We start from the raw sequence: 14,615 nt of genomic DNA, 5'->3' as shown, positions 1-14,615 counted from the left end.
CTGCTATCGTGGTGTACCTCGCCGGTCACGTCATTGCCGAAAGGCCGGCGCGAATGTTCAGGCCTTAATCGGCACCCGCCTGGCGCTATGGGTCTGCGGCACGGCATTTGCCACCGACAGCATAGGGCTGGGCAGCCGTTTCGCATACCCCGATATAGGGATGAATTAAACCGGGTGCGCGGGTTATCCAGAGGCCGCTAAAACCGGTAATTGCCACCTCTGCAAATTCCATCACGGTTGAAGCAGCCCTTTATTTTCCTGTCGAACGTTATCCAGTCGCTGAGCAACAAGACTAATGGGCCTGCTGTTCACACCCAGCTCTCTGGCGACAGATGAAAATGAGGCAATGACCTCCACGATTTCCGCTATGGCTTGCCGTGCCTGTTGCCAGCAGCCAAACCCGGCATGGTCGCCAGTTTCTGAATGGCCTTGAGCGAAGGCCGTTTACCAAAGCCGCAGAATGCCGTGGCGTGCTCGGCAAAGGGATGGTGGCTGAAAGTAACATCGTAAAACCGTGCCGGCGCCCACTGGCCGTTATCGTCCTGGTTGCAGGCGAACTGGTTCGTCGGGACACGCCGCTTCAGCCTCACCAAACACCCTGTGAATGTTTGCCGTCGGCTTAAATAACGGATGCCATGCACTACGGCGTGTCGTGTCATGGATAACGCGGGAAAATGACCTTCTCCCCGTTTGTCTGCCGCCTTCCGCCGTATTACAGTAACCTCCGACCTTTTCCAGACAGTACCAGAGTAGCGACCCATGCACTTCACCTTCAACGATATCCAGCAGATGGCCGACCCCGCTGCCTTCAAGCGGGGCGAAGCCTACTTCCGCCAGAACAAGGTGAAGTTTGCCAATCTGGACGAGGTGCATGAGCAGATCATTGCCGAGGTACGGGGCACCGAGCCTTATCCCTATGAGGTGTTCCTGTTCTGGGAAGGCGATACGCTGACCTCGGACTGCAGTTGCCCGGTGGGGTACAACTGCAAACACGGGGTGGCGGCGGGATTGCAGTGGCTGAACGAGCAACAACCGGAGGAAGAAACATCCACCGATGCGACCGACATCGGCCTGGACCAGTGGCTGAACATCTTGTCCGCCGAGACCGAATACCAGCTCGATGAGCCGGTGTTGACGCCGGGTCGACATTATCTGCTGTACCGGCTGGAGCGACACCGGGGCGAGCATCAACTGTTGCTGTACAAGGCCTATCTCAAAAAGAAAGGTGGCTGGAACCAGCACCAGCGATATTTCCCTCCCCATCATGCCGGCTGGAACACACCGAGTTTTTATTTGCCGGAAGACAGCAGCATTCTACAACGACTGCAAGCACAGCAAACGACCGACGGCCTGCCGCTAACAGGGACAGAAGGCGCACTGGTGCTGAACCAGTTGCTGCTCAGCCAGCGTTTGGAGCTGGCAGAAAACCGCCCGGTGCAGGCGGCGCCGCGGCGAACATTGAGCTGGCAGTGGCAACAAGCGGACTCGGAACACCGCCTGATCGCCGAGCTGGAAGGCGTAACCAACTGGGAGCCCATCGCGGTTACCCCACCCTGCTATCTGGATCGGGACAATGCCACTATCGGCGAGATTGCCACTCCCCTGAGCGGCTTCCAGCTTGCCCATTTATACGCCATGCCGCCGGTCCCTCGCGAGCAGATGGCCATCACCGCCGCCCATCTGCGCCGGGCGTTTACGCCTGCGCAGCTGCCGCTGACCAAAGAGCCCACTCTGCTCAAGGAAAACACGCCCATACCGCATCTGACGTTGACGCCGACCCAAGGGATTAACGGAGTACCAGTACCCGGGGCGCAACTGCATTTCGACTATGGGCCCATTGCGCTACCCCCGCTCTACCACGGCTTTAATACCGAGCCATTACTACAGGAGCACGACGGACAGGCCTATCTGATCGAACGCCATGAAACCGCCGAGCAAGAGTACGCTTGCCAACTACAGGACCTGGGCCTCTGGCCAAGCGCCGCGTTAAACGACATAGGGCTAAAAGACACCTGGATGCCGAATACCAACGACGCCGCTCGGGCACTGCGGCAATGGCAGGCCTTGCTGGAGCAGGACTTTCCCGAACTGGAACGTCAGGGCTGGCGCATCAGCAAGGCGCCGGATTACCGGTTCGAGATACACGACGCCCGCTTCAATATCGAGCTGCAAGACAACCACAACAGCTGGTTCGACTTCTCGCTCGGGCTGCAGCTGGGCGAGACCAAACTCGACACCATGGAGGTGATCGGCGCCTGGCTGCAGGCCGACATGCCGGCTGAGCTGCTGCTGCCGATCGGCGACGACTGGCTGCGGGTGGACACCCAGCCGTTATGGACCATACGCGATTTGCTGATGGAGCTGTTCGACCAGAAACTACTCGACCGCCCCGTCACCCTGCCCGCCTTTCAGGCGGCGCAACTGCAGGGTCTGGAGCTGGACGATCGCCAGGCGCCACTGACCAGCGCCATGATGGCGCAGCTGCAGGACTTCACCGGCCTGCAACCGGTGCCGGTACCGGTCGGACTGAAGGCCGAGTTGCGTCCCTATCAACAGCAGGGGCTGGACTGGCTGGGCTTTCTGCACCGTTATGGCCTTGGCGGCATCCTCGCCGACGACATGGGCCTGGGCAAGACGTTGCAAGCCCTGGCGCTAATCCAGCACCTCAAGGAAACCGACCAATTGCAGCAACCGGCCATGATACTGGCGCCCACCAGCCTGGTCGGTAACTGGCAACATGAGGCCGCGCGTTTTACCCCGCAGCTCAGGGTGCTGATTATCCACGGTCCCCAGCGCCATGCGGCCTTCGAGCAGATAGCCGAGCACGATCTGGTGATCACCACCTATCCGCTGCTGCTGCGGGACGGCGAACACTACGCCCCGCACCACTTCAGTGTGCTGGTGCTGGACGAAGCCCAGGCCATCAAGAACCCCATCACCAAGGTCGCCCAGCGGGTGCGCGAGCTCAAGGGCGGCCTGCATTTGTGCCTGAGCGGTACGCCGCTGGAAAATCACCTCGGCGAGCTGTGGGCACTGATGGACTTCGTGCTGCCCGGCCTGCTGGGTGGTCGCAGCCGCTTCAACCGCAGCTATCGCCAGCCCATTGAAAACGACGGCAACCGGCAGCGCCAACAAGAGCTGGGCCAACGACTGGCACCTTTTATGCTGCGCCGCACCAAGGCCGAGGTGGTGAAAGAGTTGCCGGAAAAAACCGAGATTATTCAGTACGTGGAATTGCAGGGCAAACAGCGGGCGCTGTACGAAAGCATTCGGGTCAGCATGGAAAAGCGGCTGCGCACCCTGGTTGCGCAGAAGGGCATGGCCCGCAGCCATATCGAATTTCTCGATGCGCTGCTCAAGTTACGTCAGGCCTGTATCGACCCACGATTGGTCAAGCTGGAAAAAGCCGCCGATATCAAAGAGCATGCCAAGCTGGACTGGCTGGCGGATGCCATTCCTCGGTTACTGGAGGAAGGCCGTCATATTCTGGTGTTTTCCCAGTTTACCGAGGTGCTGAGCCTGATCGAAGCCGAGCTCCAGCAGCAGAATATCGGCTACAGCAAGCTCACCGGCAAGACCCGTAACCGCCAGCAGGCCATCGATCGCTTTCAGCAGGGTGACGCACGGGTATTCTTGATCAGCCTCAAGGCGGGTGGCAGCGGCCTGAACCTGACGGCGGCAGACGTGGTTATTCATGTAGATCCCTGGTGGAATCCGGCGGTAGAAAATCAGGCTACCGACCGGGCCCATCGGATCGGGCAGGACAAGCCGGTGTTCGTGTACAAGCTGGTGGCCGCCGATACGGTGGAAGAGCGTATTCAACAGATGCAGCAACAAAAACAGGCGCTGGCCGATGCCCTGTTCAGTGATGCCGGCAGCGCCGGCCTGCCCTCGGACTCAGATAGCCTGCTGGCACTGCTGAGCTAAATAGCGAACAAACCCTCCCTTTGCGTTGTATCTCGGCGTTTTGCCGATGATGTGTCAAAGGGGAGGGAGTAACCAATCGGACTAAACACATGATCTATTTGGTCGTAGTGTAAACATCGGACAAAGGGCCCGCTCCCCCGACTCGCCGTGAATCCCTCCCTGGAGGCTCAGCCGCGCCATCTGACCGCCAGGGACGGCGGGAATGCCGGAACGGCAGGAGCATTTTTCGGCCTTGCCGCGGATGGTCGGCTGAGCAGATCCCTTTATCCTCCCGTCGGCAGCGGAGTGATCTGTCAGCGGTGCTCACCGACGACTCTGAGCCCGAAAAGAGGCGGCTGGGATAGCTTCAGCCGACCATCACATGACAGGACGTCATGTGATGAGCGTCGCAGGGATGCGGTTTAGCGTGTCGGAAGAGGCTACCCAGTTGCCTCTGAGCATATTTTATGGGCTGACAGAGTTGTGACTGAGACAGCCTCACAATAGATTATCCCATGCCATAACCGGCCTGATGCAGGGCCCGGCGAAAATTCTGTTCTCGGCGGGGCTCAATCAACAAGCGGTTATCGCCCGCCGCCTGACACAAGCCGGCGGTAAGAGGATGGGTGGCGATGGCGGTCGCCGTCTGCTCGTCCCGACAGTGCAACAACAGCACTGTGCCTGCCGGCGTCACCGCCCGGGCATTGGCTTCGCAGCCGGCCAGCAGCTGCTCGCTATCTTCCGGCAGATAAGGCTGAGGATCGCGCTTGGCAATAAAGTCGCGCAACGGCGTCAGGCTGCCGCCGTTTTCCAGCAGGGTCAGCATTTTCTCCACCGACAACTGCCAGCCCTGCTCGTTCAGGCCATCCGCATAGCCTTCTATCAGCAACAGCTCGGCCTCACTCGGCGGTTGGTTGAACTGCAGTCGGTAACCTTTTTGCATGGTCAGGGCCGTTTGCCGGCTGGCCGACGGATCCTCATAGTCCTTGCTCAGTCCCAGACAATAGGCACCCAGCGCATTCAGCCGCACATAAAGCAGGCCATCGTACCGGCTCAGGCATTCGAGGTCATCGGCACCCCACATGAAGTCGTAGTCCGGCTCCGGCTGCTGGGGCGGCGCCAGCACCACATCTATCAGCCCCAGGGTGGCGGCGTATTCCAGCAGCACACAGCGCAAATATCGCCCCTGCAACACCTCCCACTCGGCATGGTAGAGAGTGCCGTAATGACGCTCGTAAATATAAAAGGCGCTGACATCCTCGGTGATCTCGAACTCATGGCCGCCGGTCAGCATGAAACGGGAAAAGGCCGGATAGGATACCCAGCCGCCGGCCGGACTTTCGGTCAGGGCCGCCGCTATCGCATGCCGGCGATCCGGCACCGGCGTCAGGGTCTGTGCGCCCTTGCCGGTCTGTCCCTTGATAATATCGATGCGGGAAAATTCGTCCAGCACCTGACTATCCAGCCAGTCCAGCCACAATTGCCTCAGGGTCCGATACAGCGGGGCCGACAGTTGCTTAAGCCCCTCGGCAGTCAGCACCAGCCGGCCGGCTTTTCGCTGTACCCAGCGAGAGGCCTGCAACAGCATGATCCAGCCAAAGGCCTTGATATGAGCCACTCCCGGGGCGTCTTCGCAGGGGTCGTCCGGGTAATATTCCTCCAACCGGCTCGAGAGCTTTTGCAGCAGCGCCTTGCCCGGCAGGCCGGTTTTGTCACTGACCTTGAGCTCGCCCTCCTGCAGCAATACCAGCATCAATCGCAACTCTCTTGCCGCCGCTCGCTCCCGTTCGACTATCACCGTATGGTCGGGCAACGGGGTTGGCAGATCACAGGGTGACAATACCGCCACCTCCGGAGGTGACACCAGTGATTTGAGCCGCTGCTGCAGCCAGTCCGGAATGCGCTGACCACTCAGGTAGCGCCCCGGCGGATAGAAAAACCACCCCAGTTTGTACTGCTCGGCCGGGGTGTGGTAGTAGTGATAACGCTTGGTAAACCAGGCCGGCACTGAGTCAAATTCGGCTTTAAAGCGGCGCTCATCAAACCAGCCGTCGCTGCCGTAAAGGCTGGTGCGCACCGCTTGCTGCTCCAGCGGTGACAGCGACTGCCAAACCAGTGCCAGCCCACTGCCGGACAGCCAGGTCTTGATGGCACTGATCAGCTCCGCCTTGCGGGTCGGTGCCGTGCCGGCGGCCGGACAGGATTTGAAACGGGGCTTGAGTTGATCCACGGTCAGCAAATTCAGAATATCCAGAAAAGCCTGATCATGATTGTTGGCTGGCACGAAGAACTCCTTTAAGTGGGGTTATGTCATCTTTGTTGACCGTCAGAGGTCGGTCTGCAGGCCGGACATGCTAGAATAAACCGTTTTTTAACGCCACGACTTGCTACAGGAGCTCCCGTGAAGGCGCACATACTGCTGAGCAGCCGGCAATGCCAACCTGGCCCGGTTGATCGAGCAGATAATGCAGAATATTCGGGAGAACCAGATCAGCGGGGTTTACGACATGACAGGCCCGGGCGTGTTCAATCAGGTGCTGGATTACCAAAAGGTGCCCACCACCTTCTATCGCACCACCTGCAATCAGGGCAGCTTTACCAACGAGCATTTTCAGTACATCGACAAGCCTCAGGGCAAGTGGACCAAGGAGCAGCACAAGGTCGATGTGGTTCGGAAAAATCCGCCGGAAAGCTGAAAAAGGGACATCTCATCCTGCCGGCAGACCATACAGACAGGTGCACGCTCTCGCTCAGCAAGGCCAGACGATGGCAATCTCCATCGGCGGCACAGGATCATCTGCCAGGCCAATCATTTCATGGTAAGGGGAGTGCTGCACCAGTACGGCACTGGCTACCTCCAGGCCCGCCAGTTGCTGCTTGATATGCTCGATGCTGCGAAACACCAGGGGCCGGCCATTATCGCCGGCCAACAAGTCGGTATTACCGGCTTGCGTCAGTTCAACCAGATACATGCACATGTCGTGTGACTGAATCGCCAGCCGTTCCACTTTCGGCTGTTCGCTCAGCAGATGGGTCAGAGTGATCATCCTGTCTTCCTCTCGTATCATTAAAAGTGCGTATCGATTCATTCTGACCGGCCTGTTGGTCGTCTTCATTCAGCAGCACAGCTCGACCTGCCCGAATAATTACTCGGTTTTTACGAAGTTTTTATCAGGTAAAAACTGATAGAGCCGAAGCGGCCTGCTGATCATAATGCAATTTGCGTGGAGGGCACTTCCGCAGCAAGCTATAGTTACCTTTGACTGGTCGTTGTATTTACAACGGCCATTTTTTTATCCGCCGTCTTCTGGTAAGCTTTGCCGCCCTTGGTTCCAGCCCCATGCTCGGCGCTGGCAGATAACCCCAGAACGGGCACGACATTATGGCGCACATCGGTACCTTATTTATTATTTCTTCCCCCAGCGGCGCAGGCAAATCCAGCCTGATCAAGGCGCTGTTGGAACGCCCCAGCGCCGACGGCAAGCTGCAGGTTTCCGTCTCTCATACCACCAGAGCCATGCGCCCGGGTGAAGTTGACGGGGTTCACTATCACTTTGTGGATCAATCTCAGTTCAAGACGCTGATAGACCGTGGTGCCTTTTACGAGTGGGCCGAAGTGTTCGGCAACTACTATGGCACCTCGCGCGAGTGGATCGATGCCCAGCTGGCAAAAGGTATCGATATTCTGCTGGATATCGACTGGCAGGGCGCTCGCCAGATCCGCGCCCAATCGCCCAGCGCCAAATCCATCTTTATTCTGCCGCCGAGTCGGGAAGAGCTGGAACGCCGGCTGAACGCTCGCCAGCAGGACAGTGCCGCTGTCATCAAGGGCCGCATGGACAAGGCGGTATCGGAAATGTCCCACTACAGCGAATACGACTATCTGCTGGTCAACGATACCTTCGAGCATGCGTTGAACCAACTCAGTTCCATTATCGAAGCCGAGCGTGCCAATACCGGCAAGCAGGCGATACGTTTCCAGGACTTGCTTTCCGGACTACTGGCGGAATAAGCTAAGATCCATTAGAATTTTGCACCTTTTTTAATCATTGGAGTCCATTATGGCACGCGTTACTGTTGAAGATGCTGTTGAGCAGGTAGGCAACCGTTTTGATCTGGTTCTGGTTGCTTCCCGTCGCGCCCGCCAACTGGCCACCCAGGGCAAGGATCCGCTGGTCGCGGTAGAAAACGACAAGCCGACCGTGGTTGCCCTGCGCGAAATCGAACAAGGCCTGGTTAACCATGCGGTGATGGATGTACAGGATCGCCAGGAACAGCAGGAAATGGAAGCGGCCGAGCTGGCTGCCGTTGCCGCCATCGCCGAAGGCCGCATCTAAACCCGGTGTGTCCTCCGGCTTGTGCCGGCCGGCCCGTTCCGCCCGGAGCGGGCCAGACCTCTGAATTGCGTATTAACGGCATCGACCGTCGGGGTATCACTTGTATCTATTTGAATCTCTCAAAGAGCTTGCCACCAGTTATCTGCCGGCCGAGCAGGTAGAGCAACTCAAGGTTGCCTACGTGGTGGCTCGGGACGCCCATCAGGGGCAGGCCCGATCCAGCGGCGAACCCTATATTACCCACCCGGTCGCGGTGGCACGTATTCTGGGAGAGATGCACCTCGATCACGAAACCCTGATGGCCGCCTTGCTGCACGATGTCATCGAAGATACCCCGGTCACCAAAACCATGCTTGAACAACAGTTCGGCCCGGCGGTGGCCGATCTCGTTGAAGGCGTGTCCAAACTCGACAAGCTCAAGTTTCGGGATCGCAAGGAAGCCCAGACCGAAAACTTCCGCAAAATGGTGCTAGCCATGACCCAGGATATTCGGGTCATCCTGATCAAGCTCGCCGACCGCACCCATAACATGCGTACCCTGGGCGCCCTGCGTCCGGACAAACGCCGCCGTATCGCCCGGGAAACCCTGGAAATTTATGCCCCCATCGCCAATCGGCTGGGCATTCACAGCATCAAGAACGAACTGGAAGAGCTGGGGCTCGAAGCACTCTACCCCATGCGTACTAGGGTGCTGCGCGAATCGGTACGCCGGGCCCGCGGCAACCGCCGCGAGATCATTCAGTCGATTCTGGAAGAAGTCAGCGGCCGGCTGGAAGATGCCCGCATCGACACCCAGGTCAAGGGCCGGGAAAAGAACCTGTTTTCCATCTACCACAAGATGGTGAAGAAAGAGCTGCAGTTCCACGAAGTCATGGATATCTATGCCTTTCGAGTTATCGTGAAAGACATCGATACCTGCTATCGGGTGCTGGGCCAGATGCACACCCTGTACAAGCCGCGCCCGGGCCGCTTCAAGGACTACATCGCCATTCCCAAAACCAACGGTTATCAGTCGCTACATACCTCGCTGGTGGGGCCACATGGCGTGCCGGTGGAAGTACAGATCCGTACCGAATACATGGATCAGATGGCCGATAAAGGGGTGGCCGCGCACTGGGCCTACAAGCAGGACAGCGAACGCTCCGATACCACCGCTCAGGTGCGCGCCCAGCGCTGGATGCAAAGCCTGCTCGAACTGCAGCAGAGCGCCGGCTCTTCGTTTGAATTTATCGAAGGGGTCAAAACCGACCTGTTTCCGGATGAAATCTATGTGTTCACCCCGGAAGGGCGCATTCTGGAGCTGCCTTCGGGCGCCACCCCGGTCGACTTCGCCTACGCGGTGCACACCGACATCGGCCATGCCTGCGTTGGCTCCCGGGTTGACCGCCAGCCGTTTCCGCTCAGCCAGCCGCTGCACTCGGGCCAGACCATCGAAATCATCACCGCCCCCAGCGCCCGCCCCAATGCGGCCTGGCTCAACTTCGTGGTCACTGCGCGCGCCCGCACCAAAATTCGTCAGTTCCTGAAGAACCTGCGTACCGAAGAGTCGGAGCTATTGGGCAAACGGCTGCTCAACCACGCCCTGGGTGCCAAGAACCTGGAAGACATTCCGGCCGAGCGCATCGAGCAGGTACTGAAAGACACCAGGCATGGCTCCATCAAGAGTCTGCTGGCGGACATCGGCCTGGGTAATGCCATGAGCGTGGTGGTGGCGCGCCGGCTATTGAGCCAACCGGACGAAGTACCGGCAGAACGTACCAAATCCATGAAGAAGATGCCGATTCGTGGCGCCGACGACATGCTGCTCAATTTTGCCAACTGCTGTCGTCCCATTCCCGGTGACCCCATCGTCGCCCATATCAGCCCCGGCCGCGGCCTGGTGGTGCATCTGGAGTCATGCAAGAACATCCGTGGCTACAGCAAGGAGCCGGACAAGTATCTGCCGGTGCAGTGGGACATGGAGCAGGACTTCGATTTCGAGTTCAAAACCGAAATCGGCATCGAGATCATCAACCATCAGGGTGCCCTGGCCGAGCTGGCCAATGTGATTGCCGCCACCGGCGCCAACATTCACAGCATCGCCACCGAAGAAAAGGATGGCCGGGTCTACGTGGTCGAGTTGCTGATCACCACCAAGAGCCGCATTCATCTGGCCAACATCATGCGCAAGATCCGGGTTACGCCCAACGTGCTCAAGGTCTATCGCCTGCGCAAGTAAATACGGTGAAGAGTGAGGGGAAAGGAATTAACCCCCCCCTCACGCCTCACGCCTCACGCCTCACGCCTCACGCCTCACGCCTCACGCCTGGCATTGTGTAATCCCTCCCTCTTTCACGCTACACTGCCAGTCATCTTGTTTAATAGCGAACCGCTCGGAGCCTTCTATGCTCGCTCGCCTGTTCCTGATCGGGATTTGCCTGCTTATGAATACCGCCGCCGCCATTGCCCTCCCCCGCCTGACCACCGAAGCCGAACTCGGCGAGCTCGGTCAGTCCGGGCTGAATGCCTTCTGGCAACAACAGGCGAAACAGGGGCAGTTCGCCACGACCGACGGCCTGGAATTACCCTACGCCAGCCTGAGCCGTCCCGAGCATCAGAAAGCCATCATACTGGTCAACGGCCGCACCGAAAGCTATCTCAAGTATCAGGAGCTGGCGCGGGATCTATTCAACAACGGTTATAACGTCTACCTCTACGATCATCGCGGTCAGGGCCTGGCCCCCCGACAGCTCAAGGATCCGCTGATGGGGTACGTGGCAGACTTTGACGATTACGTACAGGATCTGGAGCAGTTCGTGCAGCAGGTGGTGCTGATGGAGCCGGTGAACAGCCTCTACCTGCTGTCCCACTCCATGGGCGGCACCATCTCGGCGCTGTGGCTGAGCGAAACCCGGGTCCGGCTGCAGGCGGCGACGCTATCGTCACCCATGATGGGGATTTATCTCGGGCCTCTGCCGCGCTGGCTGGCCGACGGCCTGATTGCCACGCTCGATACCGGCTGTCGCTGGCTGGGTCGGGAGGCCTGCTATGCGCCCGGCCAGGGCGGCGGTTATGTAGAGGTGCCCTTCGAAGACAATGAGCTGACCCACAGCGAACTGCGTTATCGGCTGTTTCGCGATCTGTACCGGCAACAGCCCGAATTACAGCTGGGCGGCGCCAGCCTGAACTGGCTGCAACAGGCACTCAAGGCCGGCGACCGCACCATAGCCCGGGCCAGCCGCATTGCCACTCCCCTGTTGGTGTTGCAGGCCGGTAACGATGTGGTGGTGGACAACCGCGCCCAGAATCGCTTTTGCCAGGCCCTCGCCCATTGCGAGGGTGGGGCCCCCAAGGTCATCAAGAAGGCATCCCACGAGCTGTTTATCGAACGGGATCGTCAGCGCCAGCAAGCACTGGAAGCCGCGCTGTCGTTCTTCGAGCAATACCCCTGAAGTGATGGGGATGACTCACCACTCATACCATCGAAAGTATGGCCTGCCACTCGGCCTCGCTCACCGGCATCACCGACAGCCGGCTGCCTTTTTGCACCAATGGCAGCCCGCTTAACGCCGGATTGGCCTTGAGTGCGGCCAGCGGCACCAGCGGCAGTTTGCGCTCAAAGCCAAGCTCCACCGCATACCAGCGGGGTTGTTCCGGATTGGATTTATCATCGAAGTAGGGGCTGGTCGGGTCGAAGGCGAACGGGTCGGGAAAACCGGCGCGCTCCACCTTGCCGATGCCGGCGATGCCTACCCGTTTACAGCTGGAATGATAAATGAAGACCCGATCCCCCACCTGCACCCGATCACGCAGAAAATTACGGGCCTGATAGTTGCGCACCCCTTCCCAGACGGTGTTGGCACGGGCCAAATCATCGATGGAAAAGGTATCGGGCTCGGTCTTGAACAGCCAGTAGGCCATGGTATCCCCTCTTGTTTATTTTGTGATGCCAGGCTGGCAGCCGCCAGCCGGCTATGGCAACCTTGTTTGACCGCGATGATACATACTCACTTCATAGATAGTCACTTTGATATCCAGTCACTTTGCACGGAGAAATACGCGATGTACAAACCCTGGTGGCTTGCTCTGGCACTGTTGCTGAGTGCCTGTGGCGGCACTCCCGAGATGCCGGTACCCCAACCCACTGCTGTGCCGGAGGTCGAGGCCGAGCCTCAGCCCTTCGAAAATGAAGTGATCAGCGTTCCGGTCAGCCCGGTACAAACCCTGCCGAGCGACTGGTGAGCATGGAAAAATACATCGGCATCATGTCCGGTACCAGCCTGGACGGCATCGATGCAGTACTGGTAGCCACCGACGGCGAGCGGGTCACGCTGCTGGCGCGCACCGGCAGCCCCTTCGAGCCCGGCCTGCGCCGGCGGTTGCTGGCCCTGGCCGGGGGCGACGCCGTCACGGCCCGACAATGGGGCGAGCTGGACGCCGAGCTCGGCCAGGCCTATGCCGCCGTCACCCTGCAATTGCTGCATGAGTCGGGCCACAGCGCCGAACACATCCGAGCCATCGGCTGCCACGGTCAGACGGTCTGGCATCAACCCGCCGGGCCTCTGCCGTTTTCGCTGCAACTGGGCGACGGCAACCGGCTGGCGGCCGACACCGGTATCATCGCCATCAACGACTTTCGCCGCAAAGACATGGCCCTGGGTGGCCAGGGCGCCCCCCTGGTGCCCGCCTTTCATCAGCGGGTACTGGGTGGCGTGGATCATGTGCGCATCCTGGTCAACATCGGCGGCATCGCCAACATCACGGTGCTGGCACCGGACCAGCCGGTGCTCGGCTTTGATGTCGGCCCCGGCAACATGCTGATGGATCTCTGGGCTCGCCGCCATCTCGGCCAGCCGTATGATAACAACGCCGCCTTCGCCCTGCAGGGCCGGGTCGATACCGCGCTGCTGAACCGGCTGCTGGCCGAACCCTGGCTGGCCCTGCCCGCCCCCAAGAGCACCGGCCGCGAGCTGTTCAGCGAAGCCTGGCTGAATGCCCGACTACCCGTAGAGATAAAACCGGCCGACGTGCAGGCGACGCTGGCCGAATTTACCGCCACCGCCATCGCCAACGAGGTCGATAAATGGCCGGCGGGCGAACTGCTGGTGTGCGGCGGCGGCGGCCATAACCCGCTGCTGATGCAACGGCTGGCCGCCCTGCTGCCAAACTGGCGGGTCGATACCAGCAACAGCGCCGGCGTGGATATGGACGCCATGGAAGCCATGGCCTTTGCCTGGCTGGCCCACCAGACGATGCACAACCTGCCGGGCAATCTGCCGGAGGTCACCGGTGCCCGCCGCCCCGCCATTCTGGGCGCTATTCATCTGCCGGGATAATCCCCTTGAGAAGCGTAAAGAACGGCATTATCTCTTGTAGGGTCGATTTCAATCGACCAGAACGGTAGCACGGCTCAAACGGCCGAATACTCTTTACACAATATATCGACCCTATGTTTCCCATATGGAGCACCGCCATGGATACCAAAGATCTGCTCAAGGCTCTGGCCCGACTCGCCTCCGAAGGCCGCAATCCCGACACCCTGCACATCGACCGGCAGTCGACCCTGGATATTCTGACCACCATCAACACTCAGGATAAACAGGTACCGGAAGCGGTTGAACGCGTTCTGCCCGCCATCGCCGCCGCCGTCGATACCATAGTGGCGGCCTTTCACCGGGGTGGCCGACTGGTTTATATGGGGGCCGGCACCAGCGGCCGCCTGGGCGTACTGGACGCGTCCGAGTGCCCACCCACCTTCAGCGTGCCAGAGGGCATGGTAGTCGGGCTGATTGCCGGTGGCCCACAGGCCATGTTTCGCGCGCAGGAAGGGGCGGAAGACAACGAACAGCTGGGCGCCCAGGATCTGCAACGGCTCGAACTGAACGCCAATGATGTGGTGGTGGGTATCGCCGCCAGCGGCCGCACCCCCTATGTACTGGGCGGGCTGCATTATGCCCGCCAGCAGGGGGCGGCAACGGTGGCGCTGGCCTGCAATGGTGATTCTCTCATCGGCCAGGCGGCCGACATCCAAATCGAGCCCGAGGTCGGTCCCGAGGTGATCACCGGCTCGACCCGGCTCAAATCCGGTACCGCCCAGAAGCTGGTGCTCAACATGCTGACCACCGCCAGCATGATCCGCCTGGGCAAGGTGTATCAGAATTTGATGGTGGATCTGAATGCCAGCAACCTGAAGCTGCAGGCCCGGGCCCAGCGCATCGTGATGCAGGCCACCGGCGTGGACGAGCAGGCCGCCGCCCTGGCACTGCAACGGGCAGACCAGCAGGTGAAACTGGCCATACTGATGCTGCTCTCCGGCCTCGACAAGGCCGAAGCCGAAGCCCGGCTAAGGCACGGCCAGGGCGTACTACGCCGGGCGCTGGAATAAGCGACCCG

12 protein-coding genes are annotated in these 14,615 nt (G+C 59.8%); 9 read left to right on the top strand and 3 right to left on the bottom strand.

The window, feature by feature from the left end:
* The first annotated feature begins 759 nt into the window (after window positions 1–759).
* Window positions 760–3,927, top strand: coding sequence for a DEAD/DEAH box helicase (locus ABD827_RS08660; protein ID WP_344964125.1), 3,168 nt, complete (start codon window positions 760–762; stop codon window positions 3,925–3,927).
* A 487-nt stretch (window positions 3,928–4,414) separates the two neighbouring features.
* Here the strand turns inward: ABD827_RS08660 and ABD827_RS08655 are convergent, their stop codons facing one another.
* The gene (locus ABD827_RS08655; protein WP_344964123.1) at window positions 4,415–6,190 is read right to left on the bottom strand and encodes a hypothetical protein; all 1,776 of its coding nucleotides are present in this window, start codon (window positions 6,188–6,190) and stop codon (window positions 4,415–4,417) included.
* A gap of 181 nt (window positions 6,191–6,371) precedes the next feature.
* On the opposite strand from ABD827_RS08655, the gene ABD827_RS08650 reads away from it, so the two are divergent.
* The gene (locus ABD827_RS08650; protein ID WP_344964121.1) at window positions 6,372–6,602 is read left to right on the top strand and encodes a hypothetical protein; all 231 of its coding nucleotides are present in this window, start codon (window positions 6,372–6,374) and stop codon (window positions 6,600–6,602) included.
* A gap of 54 nt (window positions 6,603–6,656) precedes the next feature.
* Here the strand turns inward: ABD827_RS08650 and ABD827_RS08645 are convergent, their stop codons facing one another.
* Window positions 6,657–6,953 (bottom strand): DUF6482 family protein, encoded by a 297-nt coding sequence (locus tag ABD827_RS08645; protein ID WP_298721574.1) that lies wholly within the window; start codon window positions 6,951–6,953, stop codon window positions 6,657–6,659.
* A gap of 335 nt (window positions 6,954–7,288) precedes the next feature.
* Here ABD827_RS08645 and gmk point away from each other — a divergent pair, with 335 nt between their 5' ends.
* The 4 genes from gmk to ABD827_RS08625 all read left to right on the top strand — a co-directional run bounded on the left by gmk (window position 7,289) and on the right by ABD827_RS08625 (window position 11,674).
* Entirely contained in the window at window positions 7,289–7,918 is a 630-nt protein-coding gene (gene gmk / locus ABD827_RS08640) for a guanylate kinase (RefSeq protein WP_344964119.1), read from the top strand.
* 49 nt (window positions 7,919–7,967) lie between these two features.
* The gene (rpoZ, locus tag ABD827_RS08635; protein WP_298721568.1) at window positions 7,968–8,243 is read left to right on the top strand and encodes a DNA-directed RNA polymerase subunit omega; all 276 of its coding nucleotides are present in this window, start codon (window positions 7,968–7,970) and stop codon (window positions 8,241–8,243) included.
* Between the two features lie 100 nt (window positions 8,244–8,343).
* Window positions 8,344–10,461 (top strand): bifunctional GTP diphosphokinase/guanosine-3',5'-bis pyrophosphate 3'-pyrophosphohydrolase, encoded by a 2,118-nt coding sequence (spoT, locus tag ABD827_RS08630; protein ID WP_298721565.1) that lies wholly within the window; start codon window positions 8,344–8,346, stop codon window positions 10,459–10,461.
* A 166-nt stretch (window positions 10,462–10,627) separates the two neighbouring features.
* Window positions 10,628–11,674: an alpha/beta fold hydrolase gene (locus tag ABD827_RS08625; RefSeq protein WP_425567979.1), complete on the top strand. Its 1,047-nt coding sequence runs from the start codon at window positions 10,628–10,630 to the stop codon at window positions 11,672–11,674.
* Between the two features lie 22 nt (window positions 11,675–11,696).
* Here the strand turns inward: ABD827_RS08625 and ABD827_RS08620 are convergent, their stop codons facing one another.
* The gene (locus ABD827_RS08620; protein ID WP_344964114.1) at window positions 11,697–12,143 is read right to left on the bottom strand and encodes an EVE domain-containing protein; all 447 of its coding nucleotides are present in this window, start codon (window positions 12,141–12,143) and stop codon (window positions 11,697–11,699) included.
* A 141-nt stretch (window positions 12,144–12,284) separates the two neighbouring features.
* Between ABD827_RS08620 and ABD827_RS08615 the strand changes: the two genes are divergently transcribed.
* The 3 genes from ABD827_RS08615 (at window position 12,285) to murQ (ending at window position 14,607) form a co-directional block, all read left to right on the top strand.
* On the top strand, window positions 12,285–12,464 hold the full coding sequence (locus ABD827_RS08615) for a hypothetical protein (RefSeq protein ID WP_344964112.1): 180 nt from the start codon (window positions 12,285–12,287) through the stop codon (window positions 12,462–12,464).
* A 2-nt stretch (window positions 12,465–12,466) separates the two neighbouring features.
* Entirely contained in the window at window positions 12,467–13,558 is a 1,092-nt protein-coding gene (locus ABD827_RS08610) for an anhydro-N-acetylmuramic acid kinase (RefSeq protein WP_344964110.1), read from the top strand.
* Between the two features lie 137 nt (window positions 13,559–13,695).
* Window positions 13,696–14,607 carry an N-acetylmuramic acid 6-phosphate etherase gene (gene murQ, locus ABD827_RS08605; protein ID WP_425567978.1) on the top strand — a complete coding sequence of 304 codons (912 nt, stop codon included), beginning with the start codon at window positions 13,696–13,698 and terminating at the stop codon, window positions 14,605–14,607.
* The last annotated feature ends 8 nt before the right edge of the window (window positions 14,608–14,615 follow it).

The sequence above is a fragment of the Oceanisphaera sediminis genome (assembly GCF_039539745.1).
Classification (GTDB): Bacteria; Pseudomonadota; Gammaproteobacteria; order Enterobacterales; family Aeromonadaceae; genus Oceanimonas; species Oceanimonas sediminis.
The sequence above is the reverse complement of the archived record's forward strand: the minus strand, read 5'-3'. Positions and strand labels throughout refer to the sequence as shown.